Raw genomic sequence first — 18,032 nt, forward strand, 5'->3', positions numbered from 1 at the left:
TCGTTCCGCTTGACGACCCGGCCCACACCCCTTACCGTTCTAGTTATTGATTGTTCGATCAATAACGAAAGGCACCGATATGTCCTGGACAATGCCCGCCGAGACGGCCCCCCACGAGCGTGTGTGGATGGCGTTTCCACGGACCAACACCACCCTCGCCGAGAGCGCGGCCGACGCCGAGACCGCGTACGCCGCGTGGAGCGAGGTTGCCAATACGGTCGCGCAGTTCGAGAAGGTCATCATGGTCGTCGACCCGACCGAGACGACGCGTGCGCGCGCCCTGCTCTCGGAGGAGATCGAGATCGTCGAAGCACCGCTAGACGACTCGTGGATGCGCGACATCGGACCGACCTTCGTCATCGACGACGCCGGCCAACTCGGCGCTGTCACATGGACGTTCAACGGTTGGGGCGCACAGGAGTGGGCTGAGTGGACCAACGATCGTCAGATCGGGCGCGTGGTCGCGGGCCGGGCTGGTGTCCCCGTTGTCAGCTCGATGCTCGTCCAGGAGGGTGGCGCCATCCACGTCGACGGCGAGGGCACCGTACTCGTCACCGAGACCGTCCAACTCGACCCCTACCGCAATCCCTACGCCACGCGCGAGACGATCGAAGCCGAGCTCGAGCGCACGATCGGCGCACGGAAGGTCATCTGGCTCCCCCGCGGTCTGACCCGCGACTACGAGCGGTTCGGCACGCGCGGTCACGTCGACATGGTCGCGACCATCCCCTCCCCCGGGACGCTGCTGCTCCACCATCAGCCGAATCCCGACCATCCCGACCACGCAGTCACCAAGGGTTTGCGCGGGTTCTTCGAAGGCACCACCGACGCAGCCGGGCGATCGTGGAACATCGTCGATCTGCCCGCTCCCGAAACGATCCGGGACTCCGAGGGCTTCGTCGACTACAGCTACATCAACCACCTCGTCGTCAATGGTGGTGTCGTCGCATGTGGTTACGGTGAACCGGAGGCCGACGCGCGCGCAGCCGAGATCCTGGCGTCGGTCTACCCCGGCCGGCGTGTGGTGACCATCGACGCCCGCGAGATCCTGGCGCGCGGCGGTGGAATCCACTGCATCACCCAGCAACAACCGGCCGTCGGCGCCACGTCATGACGTCCCCGGCACAAACCCCACCACTGGTGGAGGCATCGATATCCGAACTGAGTGCCGCGCTGGAATCAGGCGCGGTCACCAGCGTCGAACTCGTCTGCGGGTATCTGAATCGCATCGGTCGATACGATCGACATGGGTTGACGCTCAACGCGATTCCCGTTCTCAATCCGACGATGTTCGACGAAGCGCGCGCATCGGACGAACGCCGTGCCCGTGGCGAGGCGTACGGGCCGTTCGACGGCATCCCGTACACCGCGAAGGACAGTTACCGGGTGAAGGGCCTCACCGTGGCGTCGGGGTCGCCGGCGTTCGCACATCTTGTCGCGGGTTCAGACGCATTTGCCGTTGAACGCCTGCGAAGCGCCGGAGCCATCTGCCTCGGTCTCACCAACATGCCTCCGATGGCCAATGGCGGTATGCAGCGTGGCGTATACGGGAGGGCCGAGAGTCCTTACAACAGTGACTATCTCGCGGCCGCGTACCTGTCCGGCTCGTCGAACGGTTCCGGTGCGTCGACGACTGCGAGCCTGGCGGCTTTCGGCCTCGGCGAGGAAACGTGGTCGAGTGGCCGCTCCCCCGCGTCGAACAACGCGCTCGTCGCGTACACGCCGTCGCGCGGCGTGATCTCGGTGCGCGGCAACTGGCCTCTGACACCAACAATGGATGTCGTTGTGCCGCATACACGTACGGTCGACGATATGCTCGCACTGCTCGATGTTCTCGTCGCCGATGACGCCGACACCCGAGGCGACTTCTGGCGCACGCAGCCGTGGGTGGAGTTGCCCGCAGCGTCGTCGGTGCGGCCCGAGTCGTATCTGGAACTCCGCGATGACAATGCATTGCGAGGCAAGCGTTTCGGGATACCCCGAATCATCCTGGGAGACGACCCCGACGCGGGCTGGCCGATCACACCACGACCCTCGGTCATCGATCTGTGGAACCGCGCGCGGGAAGATCTGGAGGCAGCGGGCGCCGAAGTGGTCGACGTCGACTTCCCCGCCCTGACCAACTACGAACTCGACCGACCCGACGCCCGCGACGGCTATGCCCGCGGAATCCTGCCGGAGGGATTCTTCGACGCCGAGATGTGGGACCTCACCGTCTGGTCGTGGAACGACTTCTTTGCAGGCCAACGGCGACCCCGCACTGAACCGCCTCGCCGACGTCGAGGGGTCGTTGATCTTCCCGCTGCCCGACGGCGCGATTCCCGATGAGCTGCACGGGTATTACGCGCGGTACAACCTGGACATCAGCGAGTACCCAGAGCGCGCCGCACTCGGAATCCCAACGCTCGATGAGATCCCGGATCTGGCCGAGGGCGTCCGCGGGCTCGAGGAACTGCGTCGTGTCGACTTGGAGGAGTGGCTCGACGAACTCGGCCTCGACGCGCTGGTGTTCCCTTCTGCGCTCGACGTCGGACCTGCAGACGCCGACATCAATGCGGCATCGCACGAACGTGCCATGGCAAACGGGGTGTGGGTGTCGACCGGCAACACCATGATCCGTCACTACGGCATTCCGACTGTCAACGTCACGATGGGCGCGATGAGTGACATCGGAATGCCCGTGAACCTGACATTCGCCGGGCGCGCCTACGACGACAACGCACTTCTCGCCTACGGCTGGGCCTACGAGCACGCCTCTCGACGCCGCACCGCTCCGCCGTCGACGCCGGAGCTGCCACCGCTGAGACGCCCAGGCGTCGTGTCCGACGGCGACGTCCCCGCGCTCGAACTGACAGCGTCCGCTCGACGCGATGCGCAGGTGGCCGTCATCGAGGTCTCGGGCTCGTCCGACGCCGACCTGCTGCAGGTCTTCGTCGACGGAGATGCTGTTCCGGTCGACCGCGAGGGATCGAGCTTCACAGCCTCGATCGAGATTCCCGCGGCTGAGCTCACGCGACAACACTCCGCGTGGCGCATCCCGTACGGCGCACTCGTGACGGCGATCGCGACGTCATCGAACGGCGCTGCCAACGCCGAATATGTGACCGTGGACGGCATCTGACCACACTCCGTCTATCCGGACGCTATTCGAACCTGCCTCGAGCAACCACGTCTGCCCCGCCACCGGGGTGTGGTGGCGGGGTGTAGACGGGTTGCGGCACAACCGGATTCGACGACTCGCCCAGTTCGTCGGGCCAGCGTGTCGGCCGGGTCGGCACACCGGTCAGTTCACGCGGTGGTCAGGCGGCGTCGGCCAGCGGTGGGTCGGCGCCTCCTGGTGGGTCGATGCCGCCGAGCCACCAGGGGCTGGCTGGTGGGGCTGGACCTGTTGGCGCGTCTGGGTCTGTGGGCGAGTCGGGGTCGGGTGGATCAGCGAGGTTCCATTGGATGTCGACGCGCGGGCTAAGGCGCAGGGTATCGCTCAAGGGCAGTGCGCCCACCAGAGCGAGCTCGACCCGCCCGCGGGGCGGGTCCGGCATTGAGGGCGGAGGCACAATCGCGGTAACAGTTGTGTCTGTGGCGATTCCGCTACCGGCCGCGCGTGCTGCGGCGGCGGCCTCGTTGCTGATGTGCTCGGCGGCGAGGTAGTCGTGGAAGTCGGCTTTGACGTCGGCGATGCGGTTGATGCGTTCGGGATTCTCGGGCATACCGGGCTTGGCGTTCAATCGCCACGCAACACGCCCGGTGTCGGGTCCGTCGGTGATCATGCGGGTGGTGAACTGCCCAGGCTTTTTACCGACCCGCCGATTGTGCACATCACACGCCGGCACCAACTGGTCGATATCGGTCAACCCGCCGTCGGCCCAGTCCTTGGCGGCGTGATGCATCTGCACCCTGCTCGCGGGTTGGTTGCAGCCGGGTGCGGAACACATTTTCCCGCCGGGTGAGGCGAACGACGCGAACCGTTGCCCCAACGACGCGATCCGCTTCGACCGACCAAGGTAGAGCGGGATGCTGGTGTGTTCACCGAACACCGCCAAATACTGACTCGCACCACTCTTAGCGGCCATCTCGATCACATCGTCGATCGGCAGGAGCGTTCCGGACGTGGTTTGCGCGATCCCTGCTTGTGCTTCCAACTCGTGCAGGCTGGTGGTGACGATTACCTGGATCGGTAATCCCCGATGGGTGTTGCCGAGCATGCCGGATTCCAACACTTGCCCGAGTAGGGCGGAGAAGGCGTCGTGGTTGCGTTGGGCGGGTGAGCGTTGATCCCGCAGCGCTGCCGCCGCGACCTGTTCAGCATTGGCGGTGGTGATCGGCCCGACGGGCGAATCGGGGTCGTCGGGGTTGTTCATGCCGGGTTTTGCCCACGAGTCCAGCACGGTGTCGAGCCGGGCGCGGGCGATCGGATCGAGATCGGCGGTCAACCGCGACATGAGTTGTGCGTTTTGCCGGTTCACCCATAACCGTCGTCGTCGTTTGCGGTCTTTCGGGTTGGTGAGTGATCCATCCGGATCGAGGTGGGCGAGTAGCCGTGAACCGAGGTTGGTGATTTCGGTGGGGGTGAACTGGACCGCATACCCGGCCATCTGTGCTTCGGCGGCAGCTTTCGTCTCCGCCGAAATGTCGGCGGGGATCGCCTCCAACACTTCGAGTACCGCGCGGACGTGCGCGCCGGCGACGCGCCCTTCCACGACGTAGCCGGCCAACGTGGGACAGGAGGGTGGGAGGCGGTCACCGCAGATGGTGGTGAAGGAGCCGGTCGCCGCGATCACCCGATATCGGGCGGCCGGATCGCCAATATGCAGACGTTGCCCCATGAAATTCCGAATATCGCGAAAACCCAACGAGTGCGGCAGGTCGCGGTCGGACGCTTCCACGATCAAGCGGTCGGTGACCGCACCGGCCGTCCGCAGTGCTAGCCGTTCGGCTTCGACGGTGGCTTCGACGAGCACGTCGTCGGACACCAACGACACATCCACGGCAGCCAGCTCATCCAACACCGCGGCAAGGCGTGACAGTTTCTCCGCCACCACCGCATCCGCAGACCCCACCGCCGCAGCAGCCAAAACCGAAGGCGCACGGCCATTCTCACCAGTGCCCTGATTGCTGTTGTCGTTCACGTGCCGCCACCCCCGCCCCACGTCGTCTCGAATATGTGTTCTACACTACCAGACAATACGGACAGCGTCGAGGAAAAATCGAAGAAACTTTCGAGCCATCGAAAACCGATGACGACAGGCTGATCGACCAGTTGTCCGCGATTCGGACTCACGCAGAATCCGCGGTACCGATTCAGGCGCTCAACTTCAGGCGCTCAACAAATCGCGCGTTACCTGCAGCTGGCCCAGGTGCTGGGCAAGCTCGTGTACGACATGCAGCACAACCCACTGCGGCGTAACGGTGTCGAGGTCGACATTCGCGCGTGTTCCGCGTGCATCGCGGCCCGCAATTCCGTTGCGCAACATACGCGTCGCCCACACATCCACGTCGGCGCGGACCTGCGCGATACGCACGACGAGATCGTCGCGCGTTCCGGTGGCCTCGAACTCCCCCGACCGATCACGGGGCAGGTCCAATCCGCAGCCGAATGTTCCCAGCCACCAGCGGGTCATCTCGATGCAGTGGTGGACAATCGCGTACGGCGCGTTGGAGCCTGCGACCGGCAGTCTGCTGTTGAGGTCGGCGTCGGCCACGCCGTCGAGCGTGGCGAGAATGCCGTCCCAGCATCGATCAGCGGTGTCACGAGCGGCCTCAAACCAGAGATCCATCGCTACAGCGTGTCACGTTCGAATCATCGTGACCTTGCAGGAACCGCCATCTCGGCGCAGTAACGAACTTCGACCCTCGTCGACGAATCCTCGTCAAGAGCGTCACATGTCGACATAGTGGAGTGTGGAGTCCCCAACCGAGTGACTCCCAACGAGGAAAGGGTTTACCCATGGCACTCGACGACGACGACATCACCACCTCCAGCCCAGGGGGCGAAGGTCCTGCCGATGGCGGCTCGAATCCCGGCGGACACGACGGCGGCGCAGACGGCACCGCCTCACCCGGCGAAGGACCAGCCGACGGCGGCTCCAACCCCGGCGGACACGACGGCGGCGCAGACGGCACCGCCTCACCCGGCGAAGGACCAGCCGACGGCGGCTCCAACCCCGATGGACACGACGGCGGGGCAGACGGCACCGCCTGAGTGACGACAATGCTGAGCCGCTGCATCGCCATCGACCCCGACACGTTCGCGCGTGATCACTGGGGTCGGCGTCCTCTGCTCAGCAGATCGGACGCGCTCCCCCGCGACTTCGACGATCTTCTCTCGCCGCGCAGCGTCGACGAGTTGATCGCCGAGCGCGGGGTGCGTGCACCGTTCATCCGGATGGCCAAGGAAGGCGGCCTGGTAGGCAAAGAGAACTACCTCGGGCCGGCCGGTTTCGGTGCAGAGATGCCCGATCAGGTCGATTCGGCAAAAGTGCTGGCGCAGTTCGCCTCTGGTGCCACGATCGTTCTACAGGGGTTGCACCGACTGTGGCCGCCCATCATCGACTTTGTGCGCGGGATGGTCGACGACCTCGGACACCCGGTACAGGCCAACGCCTACATCACCCCACCCGCAAACCGCGGTTTCGATCCCCACTACGACGTGCACGACGTCTTCGTACTGCAGATCTCCGGCAGCAAGCATTGGCGGGTTCACTCCCCGGTTCACACCGATCCCCTCGCCGACCAACCCTGGACCGACCACCGCGATGCCATCGAGGCGCGCAGTCACGAAGAGCCGGTGATCGACACCGTCCTCGAACCCGGCGACGCCCTGTACCTTCCGCGCGGATGGCTCCACTCGGCAGAAGCTCTCGGCCACACGTCGATTCATCTCACGGTCGGGGTATCGGCTGTCACTGCCTTCGATCTGGTCCGGACGGTCGTCGACCAACTCGGGACGGTCGAATCGCTACGCACCGCGCTCCCGATGGGCACCGACTTCACCGATCCCGACGAGTCAGCGGCGCTGGCAGCCAAGACAATTGCCGCCGTCATCGACGTATTGCAGGCCAACACAACAGATCTGGCCGAGAGTACCGCCGCGCGGTTGTCGACGATCCACGCCGAGCGAACCCGACCCGTGGCAGTTCGACCGCTCGCCACACTCGACGCAGTCAACTCACTCACCGAACACACGACGGTGAGTCGACGCCACGGCCTCGTCGTCGAAGTCCGTCGTGCGTTGCAGCGCACAGAGATTCGCCTTCCCGATCGGACCATCAGCTTCCCCGACTACTGCACAGAGGCACTCGAGGCCGCAGTATCCGGAGCCACCGTCACCGCGGGTGAACTACCGGGACTCGACGCCGCCGACAGCCTCGTGCTGATTCGCAGACTGCTTCGTGAGGGCGTCGTCGTTCTCGAGAGTGGATCGGTTCCAACCGGATGACCCGTCGTCCTCCGTGTAGCGTGCAATCCGCGGAGCGCGGTGATCCGATCTACGGCACAGCCTCGGCGGGAACGTTGTGGGTCCTGCTCGAACTCGGTGGTGCGTGGGGACATTCGGCGTTCCTGCAATCGCCGTCCATCATCGACCCCGACCTCGGTCTGAGCATCGTGCGTCGGGTCGAGAAGCAGCGCATGCGGATTGTCGCGATTCGACGACCGGGACGCCGACCGCAAGCACCACGGTGGCGTTGGTTCATCGTGGACTCCACGCCGGGAGCAGAAAGCGTGCACGCTGGCGAAGTCGACGGTCCCGCAGGCTATCTCGACCTCGCGCTCGACGGGTCCGACGGTGCTCCATCGACCGAACCTCTCGTCGCAGTGTGCGCGCACGGTAAGCATGACCAGTGCTGTGCAGTTCGGGGTCGGGCCGCGACAGCATCGATCGCGTCGGCGTATCCGGAGTGGACGTGGGAGTGTTCACACCTCGGTGGTGACCGCTTCGCCGCGACAGGGCTGATCCTTCCGCATGGTCTCTGTTACGGACGACTCGACACCGCCGTCGACCCAGCGTCCATCGTCGAGCTGTACACCCAAGGGCGCCTTGTGGATTCACTGCTGCGTGGACGTACGTCACTCCCCCACGCCGTGCAGGCCGCACAGCACTTCGCCCGTGTCGAGACCGGAGATGACCGCATCGACTCGTTCGCGCCGATCGACGTCACACACGTCGATGGGCGGATCCGCGTCCGTCTGACGGGCCACGTCGGCCCCGTCGACGTGGTGCTCGGTGAGGAGTTCTCCGAGCCGCTGTTTTCGATGTGTCAAGCGAATGTCGCTGGACGCGTACGGCAGTTCACGCTGGACTCCATCGCCTTCGGACAGGTCGCCGCGACCTGACCGTGACCCTGTATCGATCGGTGGTCGGCGACGTATCGAGCACGCGTCACCCACGTCGACGAGCGCCGTCGGCGTCGGTGAGCGCGCATGCTCGACTCATGGGAATCAACAAGAACGACACCGTCGAATGGAATACGTCCCAGGGACCGACGCATGGGCACGCGAAGGAAAAGCGCACATCGCCATTCACCTTCGACGGTCAGAAGTTCAATGCAAGCGACGACGACCCGTACTGGATTGTCGAATCGTCGAAGACCGGATCGCAGGCCGCACACAAGGAGTCGTCGCTCACCAAGAAGTGAGTGATTCGTACCCACATTCTCGACAGGTCACATATTTTCGAAGGCCCGACCGAGTTCGGCACCGACGTCGATGATGCGAGCAGCTTTGACCTCGGGCTTGTCGATCTCTTCCGCCACGTGCTGGGCGACAAAGCGCTTGATTTCGGTGTCGACCTGACCGACGGCACGAATGAATTCGCCACGCAGGTTGTGTGACGCGACGCCCACGATCACGTCTTTCGGCCGCGGCGGAGTGACGTCGATCCGCAACTCCAGCGGCTCGGCGGCACGAACGGTCAACGGAAGTGTGATCAGCCCGTCGACGTCGTACTTGATGCGATCGACTCGCAGATCCACGACGAGACCGATGGTCAGCATGATCTCAACGGTGAACGTGATCAGTTCGCCGACATTGCGCGCGATACGCGGCTCGCCGATCTCGACGTGCGCGGTCACGCGAGCGAGCCCACCGGGGCCGGACGGGATGGGCCCGACGTCGAAAGATCCACCCGTAATGGAGGAGAACGCCGACCCCACCCGCTCTTCGGTCACGGCGACCTCGAAGAACCGGCGGCCGAACTCTTCGTACGTCAGCTGCGTCATCCCCTTCATCGTGCCATTTCATCGATCGTCATAGAACACGTTCGCCTCGATCCGGCGCGGCGAGTCGTACCCTCGGGACATGTCTTTTCAGGGCTTCCCCGAGGCCGCCCTCGATTTCTACGACGACCTCGAGGTCGACAACAGCAAGGCTTTCTGGGAACAACACAAGCAGACATATCAGAGCGCTGTGGCCGCACCGATGCGTGAGCTGACCGACGCACTTGCCGACGAGTTCGGTGAAGCGAAGCTGTTCCGCCCCTACCGCGACGTCCGGTTCTCGAAAGACAAGTCGCCCTACAAGACCCACCAGGGTGCCTACGTTGCCGTGGCACCGGCGACCGGCTACTACGTGCAGATCGGTGCACCGGGCGTCATGGTGGGTGCCGGCTTCTACGACGCTTCCGCCGAGCGATTGTCCGCGATGCGCACAGCCATCGACGATGATCGACGTGGCCGCGAACTCGAACAGATCGTCGCCGACCTCACCGCGACCGGCTGGGAGGTGGGCGGAGGTCGTCTCAAAACCGCACCACGAGGCTGGGACCCGGGACACCCGCGCATCGAACTGCTGCGACACAAGACGTTCACCGTGTCACACCCCTACGGGTTCGACGCGGTGATCCATACGCCGGAGTTGGTCGACCGCGTGCGGGATGACTGGCGGACGACCGCGCCGCTGATCGACTGGCTCACCCGACACGCTCTTGCGTGACCGCTGGTTGACGCTTACCGCGGAGAAGCGACGCCGTGGCAGCGCAGATCGAGTCGGGTTCTTGCTCTACTGGCGCGATGGTCGTCGACGCCGCGCTCACAGTGCGTCCGCGAGACGGTCGAGTAGCGGCATGACATCTCGGAGTTGCACGATTTCGGCGTCGTCGAGCACCTGCCCCATCGCCTCGGCGATCGCATGCGTCCTGCAGCCCAGACACGGTGACGCCCATCGACTGTGGGCTGACATTCTCTCGGCGCGCGAGTTGCGCCGCCGTCGCCGGACCTTCCCGCTCGAGACGCGCGAGCACAGCCGTTTCGGGAGCGCTCGGATCGTCGGTCGCACGGTGCTGCCGCAGTCTGCGCAACAGTGATCCGAGGATGATCCGAAACTCGGCCGCCACCTCGCCAAGCTGCGCTACTCGACCGCCCCGTCTACGTAAACCCAGGCGCCGTCGAACCGGCTGAATGTCGAGAGTTCGTGCAGCTGCCCGCGACGCCCATCGGCCCGATAGAACGCCGTGAATTCGACCGTGCCTGTCGTGTCGAACGGACCGCCGCCGCTCACCGATTCGACGTCCAGACGCAGCCACCGCATGCCGTCATCTAGCTCGACGTCTCCCGGTCGGGTGTCGGGATGCCAGCTGCGCAGCAGGTGATTTCGGTCGCCGACGGCGAACGCGGCAAATCGGGATCGCATCAACGCTTCGGCAGTCGGGGCACGACGCTCTCCGCGCAGGATGGGCCCGCAGCACTCGACGAAGGTCAGGCCGGTTCCGCACGGGCAGCGCGCGTTGTCGTCGAGTGTCGTGTTCATGGCGGCCCAGCATATGCGGTCGCGACCGATGGTCCCAGCCGACTGCCAGCGTCCGCCCATCAGGGTGGCAGCGTCGGCGACTGTGATGGTGACATGACAACGATCACTCACCAACCATCAGTCATCCACACCGCGCACGCCGACACCGTCGTGCTGATCATGGACGGCAGCGTTCGAGCTCACTCGCTCGCCCGACAGATTCTTGATCGGGGGAAGAACCTCGCCATCGCAGGGACTCGTGGTCACGATCTCGTTCCCTACGTCGACGCGGCCGTGCGCGATCGGGTCGTGACGGTCATCGCCGATCCCGCCGATCCGACGCAGATCGACGCGGTCATCGAGCGCGCGAGCGACACCCTCGGACCCGTGATCATGGTTGTTGATCCCGGCGGATTGCTCGCCGATGTTCGCGCCGCCGACCGTCACGCCGCCTGACACGCCGCGCCCGGCGACAGCGGTCTGAGGTAAGACGACGGTCTGGCGTAAGAAGCCAGTCTGGGGCAAGAAGCAGTCTGCGGTAGGGCTGCGTCAATATCCGCCCGGTCGGCGTCAAATTAGCGTCAGAGATGCTCGTGCACCCATCCTCCGGCGATACAACGTCCTTCGTGGCACTACCCGGAACACGTGCGCGAGCATGGGCGCGCGACGAGACATCATCGTCGAACTCCTCCGCTGACCAGCCAAAAGCTGCACCCCAACGCGACAAGCGTCGCCTGACCGCGACGACGGGGCTGGCAGCTCTCTCGTTGGATGCGATGGCGTCGGTCGCCTACGGGCCCGAGGCAATCGTCCTCGTACTCGCCGCGGCAGGTGGCAACGCGCTGGGACTCACGTTTCCCGTCAGCGCCGCGATCGCCGTACTCCTGGCGGTGCTGGTGCTCTCCTATCGGCAACTGATCGCCGCGTTCCCCGACGGCGGCGGCGCCTACGCTGTCGCAAAAGCCCATCTCGGGCGCCGCGCATCACTGGTCGCCGCAGCGTCGCTCGTCATCGACTACGTCCTCAACGTTGCCGTGTCGGTGACGGCCGGAACCGCCGCACTCACGTCCGCGTTTCCCTCCGCGGGGCCGTACACCGTCTGGATTGCACTCGCGGTGCTCGTCCTGATCACAACCGTCAATCTGCGCGGAATCGTCAGCAGCGCCAGGGCTTTCATCACCCCGACCGTTGTGTTCGTGGTGAGCATCGCGTCGGTGATCGTCGTCGGCCTCGTCAGCGGTGGCAACCACAGTGCCCCGCAGGTCGACTCACAGGCCGTCGGCACCATTGGAATCCTGTTGGTACTCAAGGCATTCTCCAACGGCTGTGCGGCTTTGACCGGAGTCGAAGCCATCGCCAATGCGACGCCGCAGTTCAGAGAGAATCGCATCCGTCGCGCGCAGCGTGCGGAGGTGGCGCTCGGCGTGCTCCTCGGCGCGATGATGCTCGGCATCGCCGCCCTCGTGGAACGTCTGCACATCCACCCGCAGGCAGGCGTCACCGTGCTGTCACAACTTACCGAGAGCGTATTCGGCCGCGGCGCAATGTATTACGTGGTGCAGATAGCCACAATCGTGCTGCTCGCTCTGGCTGCGAACACGTCGTTCGGCGGGTTGCCGCAACTGATGAAAGTTGTCGCGAGCGACGACCACCTACCGCATCGGCTCACCCGCAGGACTCGCAACGGCGTGTACCGCAACGGCGTGCTCATCCTCGCGGGGGCATCCGCGCTGCTGATCGTCGTCTCGGGTGGAGACGTCAACGCCCTCGTCCCGTTGTTCGCCATCTGCGTCTTCATCGGCTTCACGCTCGCGCAGGTCGGGCTGGTGCGTCACTGGTCGGTGACGCGTTCACACGGTTGGCGACGACGCGCGGCTCTCAACGGCTTCGGCGCAGTGCTCACCGGTGTCGCGGCCGTGGTCCTCACCGTGATGAAAGCCGGCGAGGGTTCACTCTGGGTCATCCTCGTCCTGGCACTGCTCGTGGCTGCGATGGCGTTGCTGGCCCGAAGTTACCGACGCACACGGGAACTCGACATTCGCACAGCCGCCGACACGTCACACCCCGGCGAACACCGTCGACACTCCTTCGCCGGCCAGGGTCTCGCCGTCGTACCCGTCTCGTCACCGCTGTGCTGTGCCACCAACGACGCGCTGCACGCTGCGCGCGCATTCGGTCGCGAGGTCATGGCGCTGCACGTCGTCATCGGTGGTGACATCGCAAGAGACGGGGACATCGCAAGAGACGGGGACGCTGCGGGAGACGGGCATAGTGCGAGGGACAGGGACGCTGCAACAGGGAGTGCGACCGACGGTGACTCCCCGCGCGAGCACGATGACTTCGCAGCGGAGTGGCGGCGGTTTCACCCCCTCGACCACTTGGTCGAACTGCATTCGCCGGACGAGGACTCTGTCGTCGACATCCTCGCCGACCATATCGCCGAACTCGCACGTAACGACGATGTGCTCGTGATCATCCCCGACGCCGCTTCGGACGCGCGCGCACGATTGTTGTCCTCGGGACGCACCGACGACCTCGAGCGCACCCTGAGGCGCACAACACCCGCATTGGTCACGAGGACCCGCACGAGCGTCGACGCGCGCCGGGCGATGTCGTCGTGCGATGTCGTCGTGAATGTGCACCGGTCGCAGCAGGGGTGAGTAGCGGGGTAAGGCGTGAGGCGCCCGTTCTTCGGTGGACTAATCTGATCGAATGCCATCGTTGTCGACGACCCGCCGTATCACCGCGGGAATCCTCATCGCACTGGCCGGCATCTGCTACTCCTCGTGGGTCCTCGAGTTCTTCTGGTCGAGTCCGCTCGACCCGTTGAACAGCTTCCTCAGCGAACTCGACGCCGCTCACCGTCCCCATCGAGCGGTGTACGAGACGGGCGACATCCTCACCGCGATCTTCGCGGTGTCCTCGGCGCTGATCCTCTTCCTGCCGCGTCCGATCGTGAGTGGGGTGTACGCGCGGATCGCTGTGATCTCGTTCGGCGTGTTCGGCGCAGCGACATTGGCCGACGCGCTCGCACCCGTCGATTGCATCCCCGGCGTCGACAAGGACTGCCCGTACGAACCGAGCGGGCTTCTCCCCCAGCTGCATCACATACACGCATTGACCAGCACGATCGCCGTGTTCGCCATCTTCATCACGATGATCGCGGGCGTGGTGGCGGCTTACCGGCAGCGCCCGCGGATCTGGCCACTACTCCGGACGGCCGGGCTCGGCGTACTCGTCGTCGTCGCGGTGACCACCGCGTGGATGCTGATCGCCGACAACCTGCACGGCGACTACTACCTCGGTCTGGCGCAGCGCATCCAGGTCGGAGGTATGTCGGTGTGGCTGATTCTGTGGGGCTTCGCGGTGTGTGCGCAGCGCACTCGCAGTCAGGCTAGCGCTGCACCCAGCACGCCCGCTCAGGTGAGTTCGACCTCGTAGACGACGAAGTCGTTCGACGCGATCGTGTCGTACAGCGAACGGGCCGTCGCATTGTCACGTGCGGTCTGCCAGTAGACCTTCGGTAGCCCCTGGTTGCGAGTCCACTCGAGCACGTGATCGATGAGCGCACGCCCAGCGCCGCTCCGACGGACGTCGGGCGCCACGAACAGGTCTTCGAGGTACGTGTAGGGCGCGTCGCTCCACGTTGACGCGTGCGTCAGCCAGTGCACGATGCCGATCGCCCGTCCGGTCTCGTCGCGCGCGATCGCTCCGAACATCGGGTAGTCGGGGTCGAGGATTCGCGCGAAGGTCAGGTCGGACTGTTCTTCGCTCAGTTCGTGCTCGTAGAACGTCAGGTAGCCCGCCCACAGGGGAGCCCAGTCCTGTCGATCTGCTTCGGTCAGCGGCGCGATTGTCGTGGTCATCAGTCGTCTCACTCTCGGGTGTTCATCGGTGTCGCACATTTGGCGGGCCAGGCACGAGCCTGAGCATCTGCAGTGGGGGCGCGTCGTTCACATACGGCGCCAGTCGTCACGACGTGGGGCGGAAAACCACTCCTCGCTCCAGCGCCGAACCCGAAACCGGTTGCGCGAAGGTATCTCCCAGGTGCACGACATAGCCGCTCTTGCTGGCGTCGACACCCTTTGCAGAGAACCTCAGGACGCATTGGTTCTGCTCTGTGCTGTGGCGCTCAAGCGGTGCCGTCGCGAGTTTTCCGCCCGTTTCGCTGTAGATGGTGACAACAGTTTTGTCGGAAATGGTGCCGCCATTGGCGGTGGTCTCCCATGACTCGCAGCTGACCGGGACACCTCCGATTGCAGTGAACTGGGGTGTGTAGCTGATCCCGAGCACAATCGCGAACACGGCGAGGCCAGCGAACACAACCATCGCGATCGACGTCCCGACGATGACCGGTACGCGAGTCTTGTGCTGCCACTCGCGTCGCGGCAGCGCGGCACCCGAGTCGAGCCAGAATTCGGTTGTCCCCTGCTGCGCGTCAGTCGGATACTGCGACTGCTGGAACGTCTGCGGATACTCCTGCTTGTGGGAGTATCGCTGCGCCTCTGGGTGTTCCTGCGACTGGCGATATTCGCGCGACTGGGTGTAGTCCTGTCCCTGTGGGTATTGCGGTGCCTGTGGGTGTTGGCCCGACCATGATCCCGGCTCCACTACGTGTCACTCCTTCGGAGGGAAGTATTTGATCAGGGCTTCTTGCACGACGGAAGTCGCAAGGGTTCCGTCCCGCTTCCAGAATCGGCCCGAGCCCATCCCGCGCGAGCCGGTCGCGACCGGCGATCGCGTGGCGTACAGCATCCACTCGTCGAACCGGAAGTCACGATGGAACCACATCGAGTGGTTGACGGTTGCTGCAAACAGGCGATCGATGCCCCACGAAAGTCCGTGCGTCGTGATGATCGAGTCGAGCACTGTGGTGTCCGATGCGTAGCACATCGCCGCGACATGGAGTAGCGGATCGTCGGGCATGACGCCGTCGGTTTTCATCCATACTCTGTTGTCGCGCAACGTCTCTCCGGCTTCGCGCATCTTCCATGAAGGATCGTTGGCGAAGCGGATGTCGATGGGATGCAGTGCGTTGACGAAGGTGGCGATGCGGTCTTCGAAGCCCTTGAAGTGCTCACCAAGCGGCGGCAACTCTTCCGGATAGGGCACCTGGGGGATCTCGACCGCGTGCTCGAGGCCCGCGGCGTTATCCTGGAATGCGACGAGCATGGTGAAGATGACCTCGTCGTCTTGCATCGCGGTCACCTGCCGGTTGGCAAATGACTTGCCGTCGCGGAAGCGGTCGACATGGTATTCCATGGGCTTCTTGACGTCGCCGCCGCGGATGAAGTGTGCGTGCAATGCGTGGACGGGAGGGTTCCCGCGGGTCAGGGTGCGTCCTGCCGCGACGACGCCCTGCCCGAGCATCTGACCGCCAAAGGTGCGCGCGGTCTTCTGCTCGGGGTGCTGCCCGATGAACAGGTCGTCCTCACGTCGTTCGACGTCGAGCAGGTCGAGGAGTTTGCCGAGATCCTCGGACACGTCGGTTGTCATGCAGATCACCCTATGCGGTCAGCCGCAGACGCAATGCAGCCGGTGGGCAGCGTCGGCTCGTGGCTGCGCCGCCCCGTTCTGCACGACGAAGAGCGAGGGCGTCGGCTCGTGGCTGCGCCGCCCCGTTCTGCACGACGAAGAGCGAGGGCGTCGGCTCGTGGCTGCGCCGCCCCGTTCTGCACGACGAAGAGCGAGGAGCGAAGCGACGATGCGGCAGCGTCGGCTCGTGGTTGCGCCGCCCCGTTCTGCACGACGAAGAGCGAGGAGCGCAGCGACGATGCGATGAGGAGGAAGAACGGGGCAAAAGGCGCAGCCACGAGACGCGCAAATAAACTCAGTGGTCCTGCTCGCCGATGCGGTGCACGTGGATCATGTTCGTCGAGCCGACGGTGCCGGGGGGCGCGCCGGCGACAATGACGACCACGTCGCCGTCGCGAAGCCTGCCGATGCGGAGGAGTTGCAAGTCGACCTGGTCGATCATGTTGTCGGTGGTGTCGACGCGGTCGACGATGAACGTCTCGGTGCCCCAGCTCAGGGCGAGTTGGCTGCGCACGGCCTGGGTGGGCGTGAACGCCAACAGCGGGAGCCGTGAGTGCAGGCGCGCGAGTCGTCGAACCGTGTCACCGGACTGGGTGAACGCGACGAGGGCTTTGACTTCGAGGCGTTCGCCGATGTCGCGCGCGGCGTAGGAGATGATGCCGCGCTTGGTGCGTGGGACGTGCGACAGCGGCGGGACGTCGCGGGAGCTTCCCTCCACGGCCTTGCAGATCCGGTTCATGGTGCGCACCGCCTCGATGGGCCATTTGCCGACCGATGTCTCGCCGGACAGCATCACGGCGTCGGCGCCGTCGAGCACGGCGTTCGCGACGTCGGATGCCTCGGCGCGTGTGGGGCGCGAGTTCTCGATCATGGAGTCGAGCATCTGCGTTGCCACGATCACCGGCTTGGCGTTCTCGCGGGCCATCTGGATGGCACGCTTCTGCACGAGCGGCACTTCCTCGAGCGGGAGTTCGACGCCGAGGTCGCCGCGGGCGACCATGATCGCGTCGAAGGCGAGGACAATGGCCTCGAGGTTGTCGATGGCCTCGGGCTTCTCGAGCTTGGCGATGACGGGTACGCGGCGGCCGACACGATCCATGACCTCGTGGACGAGCTCGATGTCGGCGGGGCTGCGCACGAAAGACAGTGCCACGAGGTCGACCCCGAGGCCGAGCGCGAATTCGAGGTCGGCGATGTCTTTCTCGCTCATCGCGGGCACCGAGACGTTCATGCCGGGCAGTGAGAGGCCCTTGTTGTTCGAGACCGGGCCGCCTTCGGTGACGGTGCAGACCACGTCGTTGCCTTCGACGTCGGTGACCACGAGACCGACCTTGCCGTCGTCGACGAGCAGCCGGTCGCCGGGGACGGCGTCGTCGGCGAGTCGCTTGTAGGTGGTCGACACTCGGTCGTGCGTTCCGACGATGTCGTCGGTGGTGATGCGCACGGTGTCGCCGGTGTTCCACATGACTTCGCCGTTGAGCGCGCCGTCGTCTTCGAATTTGCCCAGTCGAATCTTGGGACCCTGGAGATCGGCGAGGATGCCTACCGCCTTCTCGGCGTTGTCGCCGGCCTTTCGCACTCTTTCGTAGACCACCTTGTGGTCATCATGCGTGCCGTGGCTGAAATTGAGTCGCGCGACGTCCATTCCGGCGTCGACGAGTTCCTTCAGCCTCTCTTCGCTATTGGTAGCTGGACCCAGGGTGCAGACGATCTTGGTTCGGCGTTCCACTGTGCTCACCTTAGTCCGCTCGTTTCGGCATAGCCATCGTTACACCTGA

General features: G+C 64.8%; 18 protein-coding genes and 1 pseudogene. 10 read left to right on the top strand and 9 right to left on the bottom strand.

The annotated features are described in order from the left end of the window. Window positions 1-79: 79 nt before the first annotated feature. The gene (locus GOSPT_RS21005; protein ID WP_039856935.1) at window positions 80-1,114 is read left to right on the top strand and encodes an agmatine deiminase family protein; all 1,035 of its coding nucleotides are present in this window, start codon (window positions 80-82) and stop codon (window positions 1,112-1,114) included. Then, window positions 1,111-3,121, top strand: a pseudogene (locus GOSPT_RS21010) (amidase). Before GOSPT_RS21005 ends, GOSPT_RS21010 begins: the two are co-directional and overlap by 4 nt. Before the next feature lie 178 nt (window positions 3,122-3,299). Here GOSPT_RS21010 and GOSPT_RS21015 read toward each other — a convergent pair. Both GOSPT_RS21015 and GOSPT_RS21020 read right to left on the bottom strand, forming a co-directional pair. Then, window positions 3,300-5,126: an HNH endonuclease signature motif containing protein gene (locus GOSPT_RS21015; protein ID WP_005208821.1), complete on the bottom strand. Its 1,827-nt coding sequence runs from the start codon at window positions 5,124-5,126 to the stop codon at window positions 3,300-3,302. A gap of 186 nt (window positions 5,127-5,312) precedes the next feature. Continuing rightward, window positions 5,313-5,774: a mycothiol transferase gene (locus tag GOSPT_RS21020; RefSeq protein WP_005208823.1), complete on the bottom strand. Its 462-nt coding sequence runs from the start codon at window positions 5,772-5,774 to the stop codon at window positions 5,313-5,315. Between the two features lie 170 nt (window positions 5,775-5,944). Between GOSPT_RS21020 and GOSPT_RS21025 the strand changes: the two genes are divergently transcribed. The 4 genes from GOSPT_RS21025 to GOSPT_RS21040 all read left to right on the top strand — a co-directional run bounded on the left by GOSPT_RS21025 (window position 5,945) and on the right by GOSPT_RS21040 (window position 8,633). Continuing rightward, window positions 5,945-6,199: a hypothetical protein gene (locus GOSPT_RS21025; protein ID WP_005208825.1), complete on the top strand. Its 255-nt coding sequence runs from the start codon at window positions 5,945-5,947 to the stop codon at window positions 6,197-6,199. 9 nt (window positions 6,200-6,208) lie between these two features. After that, complete coding sequence (locus GOSPT_RS21030; protein WP_039856936.1) at window positions 6,209-7,435, top strand: cupin domain-containing protein; 1,227 nt, start codon at window positions 6,209-6,211, stop codon at window positions 7,433-7,435. Further along, the gene (locus GOSPT_RS21035) at window positions 7,432-8,331 is read left to right on the top strand and encodes a ferredoxin family protein (RefSeq protein WP_039856937.1); all 900 of its coding nucleotides are present in this window, start codon (window positions 7,432-7,434) and stop codon (window positions 8,329-8,331) included. Before GOSPT_RS21030 ends, GOSPT_RS21035 begins: the two co-directional genes overlap by 4 nt. Before the next feature lie 98 nt (window positions 8,332-8,429). Then, a complete protein-coding gene (locus GOSPT_RS21040; protein ID WP_005208831.1) occupies window positions 8,430-8,633 on the top strand; it encodes a hypervirulence associated TUDOR domain-containing protein in 204 nt (67 codons plus the stop codon). 27 nt (window positions 8,634-8,660) lie between these two features. Here GOSPT_RS21040 and GOSPT_RS21045 read toward each other — a convergent pair whose 3' ends face one another. Continuing rightward, the gene (locus GOSPT_RS21045; protein WP_039856949.1) at window positions 8,661-9,215 is read right to left on the bottom strand and encodes a hypothetical protein; all 555 of its coding nucleotides are present in this window, start codon (window positions 9,213-9,215) and stop codon (window positions 8,661-8,663) included. A 79-nt stretch (window positions 9,216-9,294) separates the two neighbouring features. Between GOSPT_RS21045 and GOSPT_RS21050 the strand changes: the two genes are divergently transcribed. After that, window positions 9,295-9,927, top strand: coding sequence for a DUF2461 domain-containing protein (locus GOSPT_RS21050; RefSeq protein ID WP_005208835.1), 633 nt, complete (start codon window positions 9,295-9,297; stop codon window positions 9,925-9,927). Window positions 9,928-10,023: 96 nt separating this feature from the next. Here the strand turns inward: GOSPT_RS21050 and GOSPT_RS24440 are convergent, their stop codons facing one another. Next, complete coding sequence (locus tag GOSPT_RS24440) at window positions 10,024-10,173, bottom strand: hypothetical protein (RefSeq protein ID WP_245548763.1); 150 nt, start codon at window positions 10,171-10,173, stop codon at window positions 10,024-10,026. A gap of 168 nt (window positions 10,174-10,341) precedes the next feature. Further along, window positions 10,342-10,740 (bottom strand): YchJ family protein, encoded by a 399-nt coding sequence (locus tag GOSPT_RS21055; protein ID WP_039856950.1) that lies wholly within the window; start codon window positions 10,738-10,740, stop codon window positions 10,342-10,344. 93 nt (window positions 10,741-10,833) lie between these two features. Here GOSPT_RS21055 and GOSPT_RS21060 point away from each other — a divergent pair, with 93 nt between their 5' ends. From GOSPT_RS21060 to GOSPT_RS21070, 3 genes are all read left to right on the top strand, one after another. Further along, window positions 10,834-11,175, top strand: coding sequence for a hypothetical protein (locus tag GOSPT_RS21060; protein WP_005208838.1), 342 nt, complete (start codon window positions 10,834-10,836; stop codon window positions 11,173-11,175). Between the two features lie 131 nt (window positions 11,176-11,306). Next, the gene (locus GOSPT_RS21065) at window positions 11,307-13,379 is read left to right on the top strand and encodes an APC family permease (protein ID WP_005208840.1); all 2,073 of its coding nucleotides are present in this window, start codon (window positions 11,307-11,309) and stop codon (window positions 13,377-13,379) included. Window positions 13,380-13,431: 52 nt separating this feature from the next. Beyond that, window positions 13,432-14,160: a DUF998 domain-containing protein gene (locus GOSPT_RS21070; protein ID WP_005208841.1), complete on the top strand. Its 729-nt coding sequence runs from the start codon at window positions 13,432-13,434 to the stop codon at window positions 14,158-14,160. Here the strand turns inward: GOSPT_RS21070 and GOSPT_RS21075 are convergent. From GOSPT_RS21075 to pyk, 4 genes are all read right to left on the bottom strand, one after another. Then, a complete protein-coding gene (locus GOSPT_RS21075; protein ID WP_005208843.1) occupies window positions 14,139-14,585 on the bottom strand; it encodes a GNAT family N-acetyltransferase in 447 nt (148 codons plus the stop codon). The genes GOSPT_RS21070 and GOSPT_RS21075 overlap by 22 nt on opposite strands. A 106-nt stretch (window positions 14,586-14,691) precedes the next feature. Further along, a complete protein-coding gene (locus GOSPT_RS21080; RefSeq protein WP_005208846.1) occupies window positions 14,692-15,330 on the bottom strand; it encodes a hypothetical protein in 639 nt (212 codons plus the stop codon). A gap of 6 nt (window positions 15,331-15,336) precedes the next feature. After that, window positions 15,337-16,215 carry an acyl-CoA thioesterase gene (locus GOSPT_RS21085; protein WP_005208847.1) on the bottom strand — a complete coding sequence of 293 codons (879 nt, stop codon included), beginning with the start codon at window positions 16,213-16,215 and terminating at the stop codon, window positions 15,337-15,339. Window positions 16,216-16,549: 334 nt separating this feature from the next. Then, window positions 16,550-17,983 carry a pyruvate kinase gene (pyk, locus tag GOSPT_RS21090; protein ID WP_039856938.1) on the bottom strand — a complete coding sequence of 478 codons (1,434 nt, stop codon included), beginning with the start codon at window positions 17,981-17,983 and terminating at the stop codon, window positions 16,550-16,552. Window positions 17,984-18,032 lie beyond the last annotated feature (49 nt).

This window comes from Gordonia sputi NBRC 100414 (genome assembly GCF_000248055.1).
GTDB classification, from domain to species: Bacteria; Actinomycetota; Actinomycetes; order Mycobacteriales; family Mycobacteriaceae; genus Gordonia; species Gordonia sputi.

What these genes read in the sequence shown, in the direction of transcription:
- GOSPT_RS21005 (WP_039856935.1), top strand. Translation starts at nt 80, where the DNA reads ATGTCCTGGACAATGCCCGCCGAGACGGCCCCCCACGAGCGTGTGTGG.
- GOSPT_RS21020 (WP_005208823.1), bottom strand. Translation starts at nt 5,774, where the DNA reads ATGGATCTCTGGTTTGAGGCCGCTCGTGACACCGCTGATCGATGCTGG.
- GOSPT_RS21025 (WP_005208825.1), top strand. Translation starts at nt 5,945, where the DNA reads ATGGCACTCGACGACGACGACATCACCACCTCCAGCCCAGGGGGCGAA.
- GOSPT_RS21030 (WP_039856936.1), top strand. Translation starts at nt 6,209, where the DNA reads ATGCTGAGCCGCTGCATCGCCATCGACCCCGACACGTTCGCGCGTGAT.
- GOSPT_RS21035 (WP_039856937.1), top strand. Translation starts at nt 7,432, where the DNA reads ATGACCCGTCGTCCTCCGTGTAGCGTGCAATCCGCGGAGCGCGGTGAT.
- GOSPT_RS21040 (WP_005208831.1), top strand. Translation starts at nt 8,430, where the DNA reads ATGGGAATCAACAAGAACGACACCGTCGAATGGAATACGTCCCAGGGA.
- GOSPT_RS21045 (WP_039856949.1), bottom strand. Translation starts at nt 9,215, where the DNA reads ATGACGCAGCTGACGTACGAAGAGTTCGGCCGCCGGTTCTTCGAGGTC.
- GOSPT_RS21050 (WP_005208835.1), top strand. Translation starts at nt 9,295, where the DNA reads ATGTCTTTTCAGGGCTTCCCCGAGGCCGCCCTCGATTTCTACGACGAC.
- GOSPT_RS24440 (WP_245548763.1), bottom strand. Translation starts at nt 10,173, where the DNA reads ATGTCAGCCCACAGTCGATGGGCGTCACCGTGTCTGGGCTGCAGGACG.
- GOSPT_RS21055 (WP_039856950.1), bottom strand. Translation starts at nt 10,740, where the DNA reads ATGAACACGACACTCGACGACAACGCGCGCTGCCCGTGCGGAACCGGC.
- GOSPT_RS21060 (WP_005208838.1), top strand. Translation starts at nt 10,834, where the DNA reads ATGACAACGATCACTCACCAACCATCAGTCATCCACACCGCGCACGCC.
- GOSPT_RS21065 (WP_005208840.1), top strand. Translation starts at nt 11,307, where the DNA reads ATGCTCGTGCACCCATCCTCCGGCGATACAACGTCCTTCGTGGCACTA.
- GOSPT_RS21070 (WP_005208841.1), top strand. Translation starts at nt 13,432, where the DNA reads ATGCCATCGTTGTCGACGACCCGCCGTATCACCGCGGGAATCCTCATC.
- GOSPT_RS21075 (WP_005208843.1), bottom strand. Translation starts at nt 14,585, where the DNA reads ATGACCACGACAATCGCGCCGCTGACCGAAGCAGATCGACAGGACTGG.
- GOSPT_RS21085 (WP_005208847.1), bottom strand. Translation starts at nt 16,215, where the DNA reads ATGACAACCGACGTGTCCGAGGATCTCGGCAAACTCCTCGACCTGCTC.